At 66.7% G+C, this 17,141-nt stretch carries 10 protein-coding genes; 5 read left to right on the top strand and 5 right to left on the bottom strand.

Annotated features, from left to right (window positions below):
- Positions 1-126: 126 nt before the first annotated feature.
- The 3 genes from BN2475_RS06415 to dapC all read right to left on the bottom strand — a co-directional run bounded on the left by BN2475_RS06415 (position 127) and on the right by dapC (position 2,628).
- Positions 127-492 carry an ArsC family reductase gene (locus tag BN2475_RS06415; RefSeq protein WP_094778718.1) on the bottom strand — a complete coding sequence of 122 codons (366 nt, stop codon included), beginning with the start codon at positions 490-492 and terminating at the stop codon, positions 127-129.
- Entirely contained in the window at positions 492-1,319 is an 828-nt protein-coding gene (gene dapD / locus BN2475_RS06410) for a 2,3,4,5-tetrahydropyridine-2,6-dicarboxylate N-succinyltransferase (RefSeq protein ID WP_094778717.1), read from the bottom strand. The genes BN2475_RS06415 and dapD overlap by 1 nt, the downstream gene beginning before the upstream one ends.
- Positions 1,320-1,410: 91 nt before the next feature.
- Entirely contained in the window at positions 1,411-2,628 is a 1,218-nt protein-coding gene (gene dapC, locus BN2475_RS06405) for a succinyldiaminopimelate transaminase (RefSeq protein WP_094778716.1), read from the bottom strand.
- A 675-nt stretch (positions 2,629-3,303) separates the two neighbouring features.
- Between dapC and BN2475_RS06395 the strand changes: the two genes are divergently transcribed.
- The 5 genes from BN2475_RS06395 to def all read left to right on the top strand — a co-directional run bounded on the left by BN2475_RS06395 (position 3,304) and on the right by def (position 12,288).
- Entirely contained in the window at positions 3,304-4,308 is a 1,005-nt protein-coding gene (locus BN2475_RS06395; protein ID WP_094778714.1) for a DMT family transporter, read from the top strand.
- Positions 4,309-4,456: 148 nt separating this feature from the next.
- On the top strand, positions 4,457-7,987 hold the full coding sequence (gene smc / locus BN2475_RS06390; protein ID WP_094778713.1) for a chromosome segregation protein SMC: 3,531 nt from the start codon (positions 4,457-4,459) through the stop codon (positions 7,985-7,987).
- 106 nt (positions 7,988-8,093) lie between these two features.
- Positions 8,094-9,392, top strand: a complete 1,299-nt coding sequence (locus BN2475_RS06385; RefSeq protein WP_094778712.1) for a cell division protein ZipA C-terminal FtsZ-binding domain-containing protein — start codon at positions 8,094-8,096, stop codon at positions 9,390-9,392.
- 254 nt (positions 9,393-9,646) lie between these two features.
- Positions 9,647-11,758 (top strand): NAD-dependent DNA ligase LigA, encoded by a 2,112-nt coding sequence (gene ligA, locus BN2475_RS06380; protein ID WP_094778711.1) that lies wholly within the window; start codon positions 9,647-9,649, stop codon positions 11,756-11,758.
- Positions 11,755-12,288, top strand: a complete 534-nt coding sequence (gene def / locus BN2475_RS06375) for a peptide deformylase (RefSeq protein WP_094778710.1) — start codon at positions 11,755-11,757, stop codon at positions 12,286-12,288. The genes ligA and def overlap by 4 nt, the downstream gene beginning before the upstream one ends.
- A gap of 155 nt (positions 12,289-12,443) precedes the next feature.
- Here the strand turns inward: def and BN2475_RS06370 are convergent, their stop codons facing one another.
- Both BN2475_RS06370 and BN2475_RS06365 read right to left on the bottom strand, forming a co-directional pair.
- Positions 12,444-14,543: a pseudouridine synthase gene (locus tag BN2475_RS06370; RefSeq protein WP_094778709.1), complete on the bottom strand. Its 2,100-nt coding sequence runs from the start codon at positions 14,541-14,543 to the stop codon at positions 12,444-12,446.
- Between the two features lie 6 nt (positions 14,544-14,549).
- Complete coding sequence (locus BN2475_RS06365; RefSeq protein WP_094778708.1) at positions 14,550-17,129, bottom strand: [protein-PII] uridylyltransferase; 2,580 nt, start codon at positions 17,127-17,129, stop codon at positions 14,550-14,552.
- Positions 17,130-17,141: the final 12 nt, after the last annotated feature.

Below are 17,141 nucleotides of genomic sequence, written 5' to 3'. Positions count from 1 at the left end.
ATGAAAAAATGCCGGCTGGCGGTTGAATAGCGCAGCCGGCAACAGCTTTTGAGCCACGCGGCGAGGCCGCGCGTACTTCTCGTTGCGCTCGGCCGCACGAGTCGGCTCGCGCGAGCCGCGCCGCGCTCAGGCGAATAGCGCAGTGTATTCGTCCGCGGAAAAACCGAGCGACTTGACCCGCCCGTTGACCACCAGCACCGGCCGCTTGATCACCGACGGCTTATGGATCATCAACGCGATCGCGCCCGGCTGGGTATCCGCGGCTGCCTTCATGTCGTCGGACAGGCCGCGCCACGTGGTGCCGCGACGGTTCAGCAGGGCGTCGAGTTTCACGTCCTTCAGCCAGTCCTGCACGAGCGGCTCGGTCACGCCGGCCTTCTTGAAGTCGTGAAACTCGAACTCGACGCCGTGCTCTTCGAGCCACACGCGGGCCTTCTTCACGGTGTCGCAGTTCGGAATGCCGTAGACGACGGTTTTGGTGCCGCGCGCCATCAATCGCCTCGCAGCAGCTCGTTCAGGCCGACCTTCGCACGCGTCTTCGCGTCCACCTTCTTGACGATCACCGCGCAGTACAGGCTGTGCGAGCCGTCCTTCGACGGCAGATTGCCCGCCACCACCACCGAGCCCGCCGGAATCCGGCCATACGTGACTTCGCCGGTTTCGCGGTCGTAGATCTTGGTGCTCTGGCCGAGGTACACGCCCATCGAGATCACCGAGTTTTCCTCGACGATCACGCCTTCGACCACTTCCGAACGCGCGCCGATGAAGCAGTTGTCTTCGATGATGACCGGGTTGGCCTGCAGCGGCTCCAGCACGCCGCCGATGCCCACGCCGCCCGACAGGTGCACGTTCTTGCCGATCTGCGCGCACGAGCCGACGGTGGCCCACGTGTCGACCATCGTGCCTTCGTCGACGTACGCGCCGATGTTGGTGTACGACGGCATCAGCACCACGTTCTTCGCGATGAACGAGCCGCGGCGCGCGATCGCGGGCGGCACCACGCGGAAGCCGCCGGCGGCGAAGTCTTCAGCGGTGTAGCTGGCGAACTTCGAGGGCACCTTGTCGTAGAACTGGCTGTAGCCACCAGCCGGCATCGGCGCATTGTCCTCGAGGCGGAACGACAGCAGCACGGCTTTCTTCAGCCACTGGTTGACGACCCAATCGCCGTCTTTCTTTTCGGCGACGCGCAGGGCGCCTTTGTCGAGTTGCTCGATGGCGTGGGCGACGGCTTCACGCACTTCGGCCGGCGCGGCCTTCGGCGACAGTTCGGCGCGGTTGTCCCAGGCGGTGTCAATGATCTGCTGAAGTTGTTGCGACATATGCGTGCTTTTTCTGAAGAGTTGAAGTCGGAAGAAGGGGATGCGGCGCGCCGGGCGTTCGCCCGGCAGCATTCAAAGCCGGGCGCACGACTCAACCGGCGAGCGCACGGCAAAAATCGACGATGCGCTGTGCGCCCTGCGTGCATTCGTCGACGTCGGCGACCAGCGCGAGGCGCACGAAATTGCGGCCGGGGTTCACGCCGTGCGCGGTACGCGCGAGGAACGAGCCCGGCAGAACCGTCACATTATAGTCGGCGTACAGGCGCTGGGCGAACTCGGTGTCCGTGAGGCCGGTGCGCGAGACGTCCGCCCACAGGTAGAACGCGGCGTCCGGCAGGCGCACGTCGAGCACGTCGGCGAGCATCGGCGTGACGGTGGAAAACTTCTGCAGATACTTCGCGCGGTTCTCGCGCACGTGCGTTTCGTCGTTCCACGCGGCGATGCTGGCGCTTTGAAACACCGTCGACAATGCCGCGCCGTGATACGTCCGGTAGAGCAGAAACGCTTTGAGGATCGCCGCATCGCCGGCGACGAAACCCGAGCGCATGCCCGGCACGTTCGAGCGCTTGGACAGGCTCGACAGCATGACCAGCCGCTCGTAGCCACGGCCGAGCTCGTGCGCGGCTTCGAGGCCGCCGAGCGGCGGCTGCGCTTCGTCGAAATAGATCTCGGAGTAGCACTCGTCGGACGCGATCACGAAGCCGTAGCGGTCCGACAGCGCGAACAGTTCGCGCCAGTCGTCGAGCGTGAGCACCGCGCCGGTCGGATTGCCGGGCGAGCAGACGTACAGAAGTTGCGTGCGGGCCCAGATGTCGGCCGGCACCGCCGAGTAGTCGCAGGCGAAATTGCGCGCCGGGTCGCTGTTGACGAAGTACGGCTGCGCGCCGCCGAGAATCGCCGCGCCTTCGTAGATTTGGTAGAACGGGTTCGGACAGAGTACGATCGCAGGTTCGCCGTCAGCATTGCGCCGTGGATCCAGCACCGTCTGCGCGAGCGCGAACAGCGCCTCGCGCGAGCCCGAGACCGGCAGCACCTCGGTGGCCGGATTGATCGGCGGCAGGCCGTAGCGCTGCGTGATCCACTTCGCGATCGACTCGCGCAGCGCCGGCGAGCCGAGCGTGGCCGGATAGGCGGCGAGGCCGCCGAGCGATGCCACCACCGCGTCGCGGATCAGCGCCGGCGTGGGATGTTTCGGTTCACCGATGCCGAAGCTGATATGCGCGAGGCCGGCCGGCGGCGTGACGTCCTTGAACAGCACACGCAGCTTTTCGAACGGGTAGGACTGAAGGGAATCGAGTAGCGGGTTCACGGAGCGGATCGAGCCTGATCGAAGATGGGCGCAGACGGATGCGGAGAAACTGGGCGCGCGCCGACCGACGGCAGGGCGTATCGAGTGCGGCAGACGGACCGACCGGGGACGGCGGCGAGCGGGTGATTATAGCGTGGCGCGCATGGCGTGGCGCGCATGGCGTGGCGCGCATGGCATGGGGCGCCACGCTGGGGCGAATAGCATGGGGCGCACGCCATGGGGCGCGGCTGCTCGCCGGCAGGCATGCGCCGGCGCCATGGGCTATGGTTGGCAATGGATGGAGACGGCGATTGCAGACGGCGCATGGCCCGGCACCGACGCAACCCGCCAGGTGGCGCATTCAATGCGTCACGGCGGGAATGAAGCGAGCCGCCGACGGTTCGCGCACCAACAAGCAGGAGCAGCAATGTACACAGCAGTCCCGCAGACAAGCGGACGAATCAGGGGAGAGCCCGTGGCGGTCCGTGGCCATCGCGTTGCGCGCACTGTCGCGGGCGATCCGGCCGGCCGCGCGGCAGACAAACCGGCAGATAAGCCGGCACATCATCCGGCGCATCATCCGGCGCATAAGCCGGCTGCCAGGCGCGCCACCAACCTCACGAGCGCGACCGCCAGCAATCTGACGACCCACTGCATAAGCAACGCCGCAGGCGCCCGCTCAAGGAGCCTGGCGCCATGACCAACTGGCTTCGCAACGGCTGGCCGACGCTCGCGATCATGCTCGGCGCTTCGGTGTGGGGAATGATCTGGTATCCGCTGCGCATGCTGGCGGCGCTCGGGGTCACCGGCACCGCGGCCAGTGCGCTGACGAGCGGCGCCGGCTGCCTGTTCGTGCTGCTGGTGCGCCATCGCGCGCTCAAAACCGTGCGCTGGCACTGGCTGCTCCCGGCGCTCGCGCTGGCCGCGGGCATCACCAACCTCGGCTTCGTGTGGGGCTCGATTCACGGCCAGGTGATGCGAGTGCTGCTGCTGTTCTATCTCACCCCCGCGTGGACTGCGCTCTTTGCACACTTCATCCTGCACGAACGGCTGAGCTGGGCGGGCGCGGGTCTGGCCGCGCTGTCGCTGGCCGGCGCGATGACCATGCTGTGGTCGCCGCAACTGGGGCTCCCCGTGCCCGGCAATCTCGCCGAATGGGCGGGCCTTGCCGGCGGCATGGGCTTTGCGATGAGCAACGTGCTGATCCTCAAGACCAGCCGCGTGCTGCCGGACATGAAGCCGGAAATGCGCACCGCGACGATCTTCGGCGGCGCGGCGATCTTCAGCGCGTGCGCCTCGCTGTTCGAGGCGATGCCCACGCCGCCCACCGGCGCGCATCTCGGCACGGCGGCGTTGCTGGTCGTGGGCCTGGGTCTGCTGCTGGCGTCGAACAACATGCTGGTGCAGTACGGGCTCGCCCGCGTGCCGGCCAACCGGGCGTCGATCATCATGCTGTTCGAGCTGGTGGTCACCGCGTTGTCCGCGTGGCTGTTCGCCGGCGAGATACCGGGACCGCGCGAATGGGCCGGCGGCGTGTGCATCGTACTGGCCTCGGCGTTGTCCAGCTGGGCGCATCGGACCAAGGTGTTGCCGCCCGATCCATCTACCGAGGACGTAGGCGTCGCGGCCGAGTGCGGCGCGCACAACAGCGGGCGCAACGACCATAAGGGCGGTAAGAATCGCCCACAGGCGATGGTATGATTGCCCCTCATTAGCCGGCGCATGCCTGAGCGCGTGTAGCCAGCGCCCGTATCGCGAAGATTGGCGGGCCGTTTCGCCGTAGCGGCGAACGGTTGGCGCGGCCTTCACGAGTCACCTATTACATCCCTTTTCAAACAGCGAAATCGCCGTGCGTCTGACCTCGATCAAACTCGCTGGCTTCAAGTCATTCGTCGATCCCACGCATTTCCAGGTTCCGGGCCAGCTAGTCGGCGTGGTGGGACCGAACGGGTGCGGCAAGTCCAACATCATCGATGCCGTGCGTTGGGTGCTCGGCGAATCGCGCGCCTCCGAGTTGCGCGGCGAGTCGATGCAGGACGTGATCTTCAACGGCTCGACCGCGCGCAAGCCGGGTAGCCGCGCCAGCGTCGAACTCGTGTTCGACAACGCCGACGGCCGCGCCGCCGGCCAGTGGGGCCAGTATGCCGAAATCGCCGTCAAGCGCGTACTTACGCGCGACGGCACCTCGAGCTACTACATCAACAATCTGCCGGCGCGTCGCCGCGACATCCAGGACATCTTCCTCGGCACCGGTCTCGGGCCGCGCGCCTACGCGATCATCGGGCAGGGCATGATCGCGCGACTGATCGAGGCGAAGCCGGAAGAGCTGCGCGTGTTCCTCGAGGAAGCCGCCGGCGTGTCGAAGTACAAGGAACGCCGCCGCGAAACCGAGAACCGTCTGCACGACACCCGCGAGAACCTGACCCGGGTCGAGGACATCATCCGCGAACTCGGCACGAACCTCGAGAAGCTCGAAGGGCAGGCGGTCGTCGCCACGCGCTACAAGGAACTGCAAACCGACGGTGAAGAGAAGCAGCGTCTCTTGTGGCTGCTGCGCAAGAATGAGGCGGGCAGCGAGCAGGAGCGCCAGCAACGCGCGATCGAACAGGCGCAGATCGACCTCGAGGCGCAAACCGCGAAGCTGCGTGAAGTCGAGGCGCAGCTCGAAACGCTGCGGGTCGCACATTATTCCGCCAGCGACGCGATGCAGGGCGCACAGGGCGCGCTGTACGAAGCGAATGCGGAAGTCAGCCGGCTCGAAGCCGAGATCAGATTCATCGTCGAATCGCGCAACCGCGTGCAGGCGCAGATCGCCGCGCTGGGCGCGCAGCGCGAGCAGTGGCAGTCGCAGGCCGAAAAGGCGCAGGGCGATATCGAAGACGCCGAAGAGCAGTTGGCCGTCGCCGAAGAAAAAGCCGCGCTCGCCGAAGACGAGGCCGCCGCCAAGCATGACGCGATGCCCGCGCTCGAAACGCGTTGGCGCGATGCGCAGACCGAGTTGAACGCCGAGCGCGGCGGGATCGCGCAGACCGAGCAGGCGCTCAAGCTCGAAGCCGCGCATCAGCGCAACGCCGATCAGCAATTGCAGCAATTGCAGCAGCGTCACGAGCGGTTGAAGCTGGAAGCGGGCGGGCTCGACGCACCCGACGAAGCGCAGCTCGAAGAACTGCGCATGCAGCTCGCCGAGCACGAAGAGATCCTGCACGACGCGCAGGCCCGTCTCGCCGACGCGCAGGAAACGCTGCCGCGCCTCGACGGCGAACGCCGCGCCGCGCAGGAGCGTGTGCAGGCCGAAAGCGCGCAGATTCATCAGCTCGACGCGCGCCTTGCCGCGCTCAAGCAGTTGCAGGAAAACGTCCAGACCGAAGGCAAGATCCAGCCGTGGCTCGAAAAGCACGAGCTGAACAGCCTGCCGCGTCTGTGGAAGAAGCTGCACGTCGAAGCCGGCTGGGAAACCGCGCTTGAAGCGGTGCTGCGCGAGCGCCTGGCCGCGCTCGAGGTGTCGAATCTCGACTGGGTCAAGGCGTTCGCCACCGACGCGCCGCCCGCCAAGCTCGCGTTCTACGCGCCGCCGGCGGCCGCTCAACCGGCCACTGCGCCGGCCGCCGCGCCGGCCGCATTGAGGCCGCTGCTGTCGCTCGAGCGGATCGACGACGCGGGCATTCGCGCGGTGCTGAACGACTGGCTCGGCCTCGCCTTCGTCGCCGACGATCTGCAGCAGGCGCTCAGCATGCGCTCGCAATTGCCGGAAGGCGGCTCGTTCGTCGTCAAGGCGGGTCACGTGGTGACGCGCGTCGGTGTGCAACTGTATGCCGCCGATTCCGAACAGGCCGGCATGCTGGCGCGTCAGCAGGAAATCGAAAATCTCGCGCGTCAGGTGCGCGCGCAGGCGTTGCTCGCCGACGACGCCAAGGCCGCCGCGATCCGCGCCGAGGCCGCGCACACGCAAGCCGCGCACGGGTTGACCGAGCTGCGTCAGCAGGCGGAGCGCGCAACCCAACGCGTGCACGCGTTGCAGATGGATGTGCTCAAGCTCACGCAGGCCCACGAGCGCTATACGCAGCGCAGCACGCAGATTCGCGAGGAGCTCGAAGAGATCAGCGCGCAGATCGAAGAACAGCGCGCGATGCGGGCGGAGTCGGAGGCGAACTTCGAGCGCCACGACGCCGAACTGGCCGAATTGCAGGCGCGCTTCGAAGATCATCAACTCGCCTTCGAAGCGCTCGACGAAGCATTGACCATTGCGCGCAGCGAAGCGCGCGATCTCGACCGCGGCGCCACCGACGCGCGCTTTGCCGCGCGCAACATGGCGAATCGCATCGACGAATTGAAGCGCAGCATCCAGGTCGCGCACGAGCAGAGCGAGCGCGTCGCAGGTTCACTGGAAGACGCGCGTGCCGAACTGGAAACGATCAACCAGCAGACCGCGCACACCGGCCTGCAGGACGCGCTCGACATCCGTTCGGTCAAGGAAGAAGCGCTGCATGCGGCGCGCCTCGAACTGGACGATCTCACCGCTAAACTGCGTGCCGCCGACGAAAGCCGCCTCACCGCAGAGCGCGCGCTGCAGCCGCTGCGCGAGCGCATCAGCGAATTGCAGTTGAAGGAACAGGCCGCGCGCCTGAACGGCGAGCAGTTCATCGAGCAACTCGCGGCGGCCGGTGTCGACGAAGCCGAATTGCAGGCCAAGCTGACGCCGGACATGAAGCCGTCGTACCTGCAAGGCGAAGTCACGCGCATCAACAACGCGATCACCGCACTCGGTCCGGTCAACATGGCCGCGCTCGACGAACTGAAGGCCGCAACCGAGCGCAAGACGTTCCTCGACTCGCAATCGGCCGACCTGACCAGCGCGATCGAAACGCTCGAAGACGCGATCCGCAAGATCGACGCGGAAACGCGCACGCTGCTGCAAGGCACGTTCGACGAAGTGAACCGCCATTTCGGCGACCTGTTCCCGCGCCTCTTTGGCGGCGGTCAGGCGAGGCTGATCATGACCGGCGACGAGATTCTCGACGCTGGCGTGCAGGTGATGGCGCAGCCGCCGGGCAAGAAGAATTCGACGATCCACCTGCTGTCGGGCGGCGAAAAAGCGCTGACCGCCACCGCGCTGGTGTTCGCGATGTTCCAGTTGAATCCTGCGCCGTTCTGTCTGCTCGACGAAGTGGACGCGCCGCTCGACGACGCCAACACCGAGCGGTTCGCCAATCTCGTGCGAGCGATGTCGAACAAAACCCAGTTCCTGTTCATCTCGCACAACAAGATCGCGATGGAAATGGCGCAACAGCTGATCGGCGTGACCATGCAGGAGCAGGGCGTGTCGCGGATCGTCGCGGTCGACATGGAAACGGCGGCCGGTTTCGCCCAGAATATCGTTTGAGTCAAAGCCTGCGCGGGCGCCCGCATTCAGCGCAGCGGCCCACGCCGCGCGACACGTGGAGCGCACGCAGCGCCGCGCAGATAGAAGAATTGCTGATGGAGCATGCATGGACGAGTTGACACTCGGTTTGATCGGCGCGGGCGCCGTAGTGGTCGGGGGCGTGGTCGTGTACAACGCGTGGCAAGGCGCGAAGGTGCGCCGCAAGATGCCGCGGCCCATGCCGACCGACACCGCCGAGAGTTTCGCGCGGGACGATCACGAGGAGCCGAGCCCGTTCATCGAACCGGCCCGGCCGACCACGCGCCGCGAACCGGTGGTGGGTTCCGACACTGCGGCCAACACCACGGCGGCGCGCGTCGAACCGACTTTCGGCGCGCCCGCGGGCGTTGCGCCGCTCGATACGCCGGCCGATATCCAGGCCGAGACGACCACGCCGAATGGCTATCCGGAAGCCGCGGGCGTGGCCGCAGCCGAGGGCGTCGAGCAAGTCGCGGCCAGCGAGGCGGCGCAGCCAACGCCAGCCGCGCGTAAGGCCGGCGAGCCGGTCGAGCCGATCCTGCCGGCGGCCACGACGATCTCGTCCGCGCCGCCTGCGATCGTCGACCGCCGGATCGACTGCATCGTGCCGATCCGGCTGAACGGGCCGGTCGCAGGCGACAAGGTGATTCCGCTCGCACAGCGTTTGCGCCGCGCTGGCAGCAAGCCGGTGCATATCGAAGGCAAGCTCGAAGGCGGCGCCTGGGAGCTGCTGCAAAACGGTGCGCGTTATGAGGAGCTGCGCGCGGCCGCGCAACTGGCCAATCGCAGCGGCGCGCTCAACGAACTGGAGTTCTCGGAGTTCGTGACCGGCGTGCAGCAGTTTGCCGACGCGCTCGACGCGTCGCCGGAATTTCCCGACATGCTGGAAACGGTGGCGATGGCGCGCGAGCTCGACGGCTTCGCCGCGCAGTGCGACGCGCAGTTGTCGATCAACGTGCTCTCCGACGGCGCGCCGTGGTCGGCCAACTACGTGCAGGCGGTGGCATCGCAGGACGGTTTGCTGCTGTCGCGCGACGGCACGCGCTTCGTCAAGCTCGACGCGCGCCAGAGCCCGGTGTTCATGCTGCAATTCGGCGACACCAACTTCCTGCGCGACGACCTCACGTACAAGGGCGGCCAGATGATCACGCTGGTACTCGATGTGCCGGTCGCCGACGAAGACATCCTGCCGTTCCGGCTGATGTGCGACTACGCGAAATCGCTGGCCGAGCGCATCGGCGGCCGGGTGGTCGACGACGGTCGTCGCCCGTTGCCGGAAACCGCGTTGCTCGCGATCGAAAAACAGTTGATGACGCTCTACGCGAAACTTGAACAGGCGGGTATTCCGGCGGGCTCGCCGGCCACGCGGCGGCTGTTCAGTCAGTAACCCGACGCGTCTCTCTCGTGTCTGTGGCGGCCGCACGATGTGCGGCCGTCGTCGTTTGTGGTGGCATGTGCCGCGGCGATTGGCGGCGATTGGCGGCGATCGGCGGTGTTTGGCGGCGGCACGTTCAAACGTCGCCGCGCATCGGCGACAAACGCGCCGGAGCCGGCCCAAATCCACCCGTTCGGCCGATGTAAAGGGGCACGCTTCCTGCGATAATTCAATCTCTGAATTTCACTGAAGAGCCCTCCGACAGCATGGCCCGACCCTCCGTCTCTCAACCCGCACCCAGCGCTCCGGCCGAGCGGGCCGCGTGGCTGCGCGCCGAACTCGAACGCGCGAACTACGCGTACTACGTGCTCGACCAGCCGGAACTGCCGGACGCGGAATACGACAAGCTGTTCAAGGAACTGGAGAGCATCGAGACGGAGCATCCAGATCTGATCGTGCCGGATTCGCCGACCCAGCGCGTGGGCGGCGCAGCGGCGAGCGGCTTCGAGCCGGTCGTACACGACCAGCCGATGCTGTCGCTGAACAACGGTTTCACCGATGAAGACATCGTCGCGTTCGACAAACGCGTTGGCGACGGGCTCGGCAAGAATGCGAGCGAGCCGCCGGCGCCGGTCGCTGCGGTATCGGTCGCTGCGGTATCGGTCGTTGCGTTCCCGGTAGATTATGCGGCCGAATTGAAGTTCGACGGCCTCGCGATCTCGCTGCGCTATGTCGACGGCCTGTTCGTGCAGGCCGCCACACGCGGCGACGGCACGACCGGCGAGAACGTCACCGAGAACGTCCGCACGATCCGTTCCATCCCGCTCAGGCTCAAGGGCAAGCGCGTGCCGCACGTGCTCGACGTGCGCGGCGAAGTGCTGATGTTCAAGCGCGACTTCGAGCGCCTGAATGAACGCCAGCGCGCCGCTGGGCAGAAGGAGTTCGCCAATCCGCGCAATGCGGCGGCGGGCAGTTTGCGCCAGCTCGACTCGAAGATCACCGCGCAGCGGCCTCTGTCGTTTTTCGCCTATGGCATCGGCGTGCTCGAAGGGGCCGGGATGCCGGCCACGCACAGCGAACTGCTCGACTGGTACAAGGAACTCGGCTTGCCGGTGAACGGCGAACGGGCGGTGGTGCAGGGTGCGGCAGGCTTGCTGGGCTTCTTCCACGCGGTCGGCGAGAAGCGCGATGCGCTGCCGTACGACATCGACGGAGTGGTCTACAAGGTCAACCGGCGCGATGAGCAGGACGCGCTCGGCTTCGTGTCGCGTGCGCCGCGCTTTGCACTGGCGCACAAGTTTCCCGCGCAGGAAGCGCTGACCCGGCTCGTCGCAATCGACGTGCAGGTCGGCCGCACCGGCGCGATCACGCCGGTGGCGCGGCTCGAGCCGGTGTTCGTCGGCGGCGCGACGGTCACGAATGCGACGCTGCACAATGAAGACGAAGTGCGCCGCAAGGATATCCGCATCGGCGACACGGTGATCGTGCGGCGCGCCGGCGACGTGATTCCCGAAGTGGTCAGCGCGCTGCTCGAGCGCCGCCCGCACGACGCCCGCGAGTTCGTGATGCCGACGCAGTGCCCGGTATGCGGCTCGAACATCGAGCGGCTGCCCGACGAGGCGATCGCACGCTGCACCGGCGGCCTGTTCTGTCCGGCGCAGCGCAAGCAGGCGCTGTGGCACTTCGCACAACGGCGCGCGCTCGATATCGACGGGCTCGGCGAAAAGATCGTCGACCAACTGGTCGAGCAGAACCTGGTGCGCACGCCGGCCGATCTGTTCAATCTAGGCTTTGCCACGCTCGCTGAGCTCGACCGCTTCGCCGAGAAGTCCGCTCAGAACCTGCTCGACTCGCTCGAAAAGGCCAAGCACACCACGCTCGCGCGCTTTATCTACGCGCTCGGCATCCGTCATGTGGGTGAATCGACGGCGAAAGATCTGGCGAAGCACTTCGGCTCGCTGGTTCCGATCATGGACGCATCGGTCGACGCCCTGCTGGAGGTCAACGATGTGGGGCCGGTGGTGGCCGAATCGATCCATCAGTTCTTCGCCGAAGACCACAACCGCACGGTGATCGACCAGTTGCGCGCGCCGGGCAAGGTCACGTGGCCGGAAGGGCCGCCCGCGCCCAGGGCGCCACAAGGCGTGCTGGCCGGCAAGACGGTGGTGTTGACCGGCACCTTGCCGAGCCTCGCCCGCGAAGAGGCCAAGGAAATGCTCGAAGCGGCCGGCGCAAAAGTGGCGGGGTCGGTGTCGAAGAAGACGGACTATGTGGTGGCGGGGGCCGAAGCAGGCAGCAAGTTGGCGAAAGCCGAGGAACTTGGTATCCCGGTACTCGACGAAGATGGTATGCGTAAGCTCCTGGAGGGGCAGTTATGATCCGTGAAATTCTCAAGATGGGCGATCCGCGCCTGCTGCGTATTGCCGATCCGGTCGATCACTTCGACACGCCTGAACTGCATGAACTCGTCAAGGACCTGTTCGAGACCATGCACGACGCGAACGGCGCGGGTCTCGCCGCACCGCAGATCGGCGTCAATCTGCAGGTCGTGATCTTCGGTTTCGGCCAGAACGAGCGCTATCCCGACGCGCCGCCGGTGCCGGAGACGGTGCTGATCAATCCGACCATCACGCCGGTGTCGCTCGATATGGAAGAGGGCTGGGAGGGCTGTCTGTCGGTGCCGGGCCTGCGCGGTGCGGTGAGCCGGTTTTCGATGATCAAGTATCACGGCTTCGATCAGTACGGCACTCCGATCGACCGCGTGGCCGAGGGTTTTCATGCGCGCGTGGTGCAGCACGAGTGCGATCACCTGATCGGCAAGCTGTATCCGATGCGAATCAACGATTTCGCGAAGTTCGGCTTCACCGACGTGCTGTTTCCCGATCTGGATCCGAACCACGACGACTGACGCCGCCGCGCGGTGTGCTGCGCGGCTGGAGCGCGCAAAGCCGCGGGCAGGCAACAAAAAACCCACGCCGATACGTGGGTTTTTTGTCGGTGAGCGGCCGTGTTTCGGGCGCCGGCTTGCGTGAACCGGTTCGCCTCACGCGGGCGTTCGCGTCATCAGAACGACTCGTCGGCCGCCAGATAGCGCCACTGGCCCGGCGGCAGCGCGCCGAGCATCACGCGGCCCATTCGCACCCGCTTGAGGCCAATCACTTCGAGGCCGACCAGTTCGCACATCCGGCGAATCTGGCGCTTCTTGCCTTCGCGCAGCACGAAACGCAATTGCTCGCCGTTCTGCCAGCTGACCTGGGCCGGCTTCAGCGGCACGCCTTCGAGCGACAGGCCGTGGCGCAGCAGCGCGAGACTTTCGGGCGGGAAGTGGCTTTCGACATCGACCGTGTGCTCGCCGTAGGCCACCCGCACCAGGTACTCCTTGTCGATCTCCGAATGACCGCCGATCAGCTGCTTGGCGATGCGGCCGTCCTGCGTCAGCACCAGCAAGCCCGTCGAGTCGATGTCCAGACGGCCGGCCGGCGCGAGTTGACGCAGATGCGCGACCGAGAAGCGAATCTCCGAGCGGTCGCCCTCCCAGCGATTCTCGGGCGTGACCAGTGTGATAGCCGGCTGATAGCCGTCTTCCGCCTGGCCCGAGACCAGACCAACGGGCTTGTGAAGCAGCACCGTCACCTGGCTCGCTTGCGCGGCTTCGGCGGCGGGATCGATCTCGATGCGCTGATCCGGACGAACCTTGGTGCCGAGCGTGTCGACGCGCTCGCCGTCCACCAGCACCCAGCCTTTCTCGATCCACTCATCGGCTTCGCGGCGCGAGCACAGACCGAGTTCGGACATCAGTTTCGACAGGCGCAGGGTGCCCGGCGCATCTTCATAATCGCGACGCGGGGTGCGCGGCGCGGCCTCGATGCCGGTATCGCGGCGCTCGGCGCGGGCCGCCGACGCGGAGTCGCGCGACTGCTCGGTGCGGGCCGGGCGGTCGTCGCCGAAACGGCGGGTGGCGGGCGGCTGTGTTTTGCCGAAGCCGCGCGCCGGGCGGTCGGCATGTTCGGCACGTTCGGTGCGTTCGGAACGTTCGGTGCGCTTAGCGTGGCGCGTTGGGCGGTCGCCGAATTCACGTTTGGCCGGAACCCGGTCGCCACGGTCGTCGCGGTTGCCGCGGTCGTCTCGCGGAGCGCGGGGCGGTCGGTCGGAACGGTCGCCGTAGCCGCTCTTGACGGGTTTCGCGAAGCTGCGTTCGCCACGCGCGGACGCACCGCGCTCGCCTTCGAATCGACGCGGGGCGCTGTCGCCGCGCGCTCCCCGTTCGCCGCCACGGCGTTCCTGCGACGCATCGCGGTCGCTGCCGAAACGGGGGCGATCGGCTGCATCGCGCTCGCGGCGCACCGGACGCTCGCCGCGCGGCCCGCCTTCCGACGGACGACCCGCGCCCGCGCGCTGGCCGCTGAATGGGCGGCGTTCGCCGTCGTCGCGACGCGGGGCGCGTTCGCCACGATTGCCCGTGCCTTCGAATCGACGGGGAGCGCGTTCGCCACGTTCGCCGCCAGCGCCTTCAAAGCGTCGGGGAGCGCGTTCACCGCGTTCGCCGCCAGCGCCCTCAAAGCGTCGGGGCGCGCGTTCACCGCGTTCGCCGCCAGCGCCTTCAAAGCGTCGGGGCGCGCGTTCGTCACGTTCGCCGCCCGCGCCCTCAAAGCGTCGGGGCGCGCGTTCACCGCGTTCGCCGCCAGCGCCTTCAAAGCGTCGGGGAGCGCGTTCACCGCGTTCACCGCCCGCGCCCTCAAAGCGTCGGGGTGCACGCTCGCCACGTTCGCCGCCAGCGCCCTCAAAGCGTCGGGGAGCGCGTTCACCACGTTCGCCACCTGCGCCTTCAAAGCGGCGCGGCGCGCGTTCACTACGCTCGCCACCGCCCTCAGACCGGCGCGTCGCACCCGCACCGCTCGCACCGCGTTCGCGCGAAAACGACCCTTCAGCGCGCGGTGCACGCGCACCGCCGCCCGCCGGCTTACCACCCGCCGGCCGCTTCGCGCCGCCACCGGCTGCGCGAGCGCCTTCATCCCGCGCCCCGCTGAATCCCGCCGTCGACGGTGTGGGTCCCGCCGGGCGGGTCGGGCGCGTCGGTTTGCGCGCCGACGCGCTGCCGCTACGGACTGGGGCGCGTTCGGACGAAGCCGGCCGCGGGTGCTTGGCTGTTAATTTGACTCGCATGAAATCTCACACTGCAATCGCGCGCAGCAGTTCGGTCTCGACCTGAATTTGCAGGCGATTGTCGGACAGACCGTGCCCATCCAGCAGGAACACGTCTTCGACGCGTTCGCCGAGCGTATTGATCCGCGCCGAAGCGACGCCGACCCGATGCTCGGCCAGCACACGCGCGATCGAATAAAGAAGGCCTGGCCGGTCGTTCGCCGACACGGACAGGATGTAGTATTGGCCGCGCTCGTCGGCCCGAAGATCGACGCGCGGCGTAACGGGGAAGGTCCGCGACAGCCGTGACAAACGGCCTTTCGACGGTCCCGGCAGCAGGGTGCCGTGTCCGGTGAGGCGCGCGGTCAGTTCCTGTTCGACCAGATTGGCAATGTCGCGATAGTGCACGTCTTCTTCGGTATGCGCGACGAGGAAATTATCGAGCGCATAACCATGGCGGGTCGTGCTGACCCGCGCATCGAGCACCGACAGGCTGTTACGGTCGAAATACGCGCAGATGCCCGCGAACAGATCGGGCTGATCTTTCACGTACACCAGCACCTGCAGCGCCTCGCCGATCGGCGACGGGCGGGCACGGACGATCGGCGTCGGCGTTTCGACATGGCGGAACAGCACGCGTGTCTGCCATGCGATATCGGCTGCGTCGTGGCGCAGGAAATAGCCGACGTCGAGCCGGTCCCACAGCGCCCGTTGCGCGCCTTCCGGCACGGTTTCGAGGCGCAGCAACGCGAGTGCTTCTTCCTGGCGGCACTTCAGTTCCGAATGCGCGTCCGGCCGTGCGCCACCGAGCACGGCCAGCGTGGTGCGGTACAGGTCCTCGAGCAGCTTGCCCTTCCACGTGTTCCAGACTTTCGGACTGGTGCCGCGAATATCGGCCACGGTCAGCAGATAGAGCGCGGTGAGGCGGCGCTCGGTACCGACCAGTTCGGCAAACCGCTTGATCACTTCCGGATCGCTCGTGTCCTGCTTTTGCGCGACCTGGCTCATGGTCAGGTGCTGCTGCACCAGCCAGACCACCAGTTCGCCGTCCTCGCCATCGATGCCGTGGTTGCGGCAGAAGCGCCGCGCGTCGACCATGCCGAGCGTGGAATGGTCGCCGCCGCGGCCCTTGGCGATATCGTGGAACAGCGCCGCCACGTACAGTACCCATTGCCGGTCGAAGTTGACCATCAACTGGCTGCAGAACGGGTACTCGTGCGCGTGCTCGGCCACCGCGAAGCGGCGCAGGTTGCGCAGTACCATCAGGATGTGCTGGTCGACGGTGTAGACGTGATACAGGTCATGCTGCATCTGTCCGACGATGCGCCGGAAATTCAGCAGATAGCGCCCGAGCACGCTGGTCTGGTTCATCAGCCGCAATGCGTGCGTGATGCCGGCCGGCTGCTTCAGGATGCTCATGAAAAGACGCCGGTTTTCCGGATCGCGCCGCCAGTGCTGATCCATGATGTCGCGGGCGTTGTAGATCGCGCGCAGCGTGCGCGCCGACAGACCCTTCACGCCGGGCGTCTGCTCATACAACAGAAAGGCCTCGAGGATCGCGTTCGGCTCGCGCTGGAACACGTCGTCGCTGGCGATTTCCAGCATGCCCTGCTTTTCGACGAAGCGATCCGACAGCACGCGCGTAATGCCGCTCGTGCTGGGGAAGAGTTGCGCCTCGATGTTCTGGATCAGGATGGTCGCGAGTTGGGTGACGGCCTTGGCGGACCAGTAGTAGCGGCGCATCAGCTGTTCGCTGGCTCGCTTGGTGACGGTCGGCTGGAAGCCGAAACTCTCGGCCACGGGCGTCTGCAGGTCGAACACGATGATGTCCTGACGACGCCCCGCAATCACATGCAGGCGCGCACGCAGCGCTTTCAGGAAGCCCTCGTTATGGCGCAGTTCGCGCGCTTCACGCTCGGTGATCAGCCCGCGTGCTTCGAGCTCGCGCCAGCTGCTGCCGAAACCGGCTGCCTGGGTGATCCACAGAATCAGCTGCAGGTCGCGCAGGCCGCCCGGGCTTTCCTTGATGTTGGGTTCGAGCGCGTACGGCGTGTCCTGAAACTTGGCGTGCCGCTGACGCATTTCCAGCACTTTCGCCTGGAAGAACGCCTTCGGGTCGAGCGCTTCGCGGTAGCGCGTGGCGAATTCGTCGAACAGCGCGGCGCTGCCCGTGATGCGCCGCGCCTCGAGCAGCGAGGTGCGCACGGTCACGTCGTTGGCGGACTCTTCGAGGCATTGCGACACGCTGCGCACGCTGCTGCCGAGTTCCAGCCCCAGATCCCACGCGAGGCTGATGAAGCGCTCGATGCGCGCTTCGGTATGCGCGGCCGGCGCGTCCGGCAGCAGCACGAGAATGTCGATGTCGGAGTGGGGCGCCAGCTCGCCCCGTCCGTAGCCGCCGACGGCCAGCAAGGCCAGTTCGTCCGGCAGCTCGCAGGTGTCCCAGGCGGCGCGCAGCGCGTCGTCGGTGGCGCGCGCGAGGGCGGCCATCAAACCATCCACGTTGGTGGCCGTTTTGAAGCGTTCCAGCAATTGGGCTTTGGCCACTTTGTAGTCCGCCTTGAGCGACGTGGCATGGGATTGGGCAACGGCTGGAACACTACTCATGGGCAGGCTTGC

The organism is Paraburkholderia ribeironis, assembly GCF_900019265.1.
In the GTDB taxonomy this organism is placed as follows: Bacteria; Pseudomonadota; Gammaproteobacteria; order Burkholderiales; family Burkholderiaceae; genus Paraburkholderia; species Paraburkholderia ribeironis.
Note: the sequence above shows the minus strand (reverse complement) of the source record. Positions and strands in the feature narration are given on the sequence as shown.

Excerpts from the sequence above, each read along its gene's own strand:
- BN2475_RS06415 (WP_094778718.1), bottom strand. The coding sequence starts at position 492 with ATGGCGCGCGGCACCAAAACCGTCGTCTACGGCATTCCGAACTGCGAC.
- dapD (WP_094778717.1), bottom strand. The coding sequence starts at position 1,319 with ATGTCGCAACAACTTCAGCAGATCATTGACACCGCCTGGGACAACCGC.
- BN2475_RS06395 (WP_094778714.1), top strand. The coding sequence starts at position 3,304 with ATGACCAACTGGCTTCGCAACGGCTGGCCGACGCTCGCGATCATGCTC.
- BN2475_RS06385 (WP_094778712.1), top strand. The coding sequence starts at position 8,094 with ATGGACGAGTTGACACTCGGTTTGATCGGCGCGGGCGCCGTAGTGGTC.
- ligA (WP_094778711.1), top strand. The coding sequence starts at position 9,647 with ATGGCCCGACCCTCCGTCTCTCAACCCGCACCCAGCGCTCCGGCCGAG.
- def (WP_094778710.1), top strand. The coding sequence starts at position 11,755 with ATGATCCGTGAAATTCTCAAGATGGGCGATCCGCGCCTGCTGCGTATT.
- BN2475_RS06370 (WP_094778709.1), bottom strand. The coding sequence starts at position 14,543 with ATGCGAGTCAAATTAACAGCCAAGCACCCGCGGCCGGCTTCGTCCGAA.
- BN2475_RS06365 (WP_094778708.1), bottom strand. The coding sequence starts at position 17,129 with ATGAGTAGTGTTCCAGCCGTTGCCCAATCCCATGCCACGTCGCTCAAG.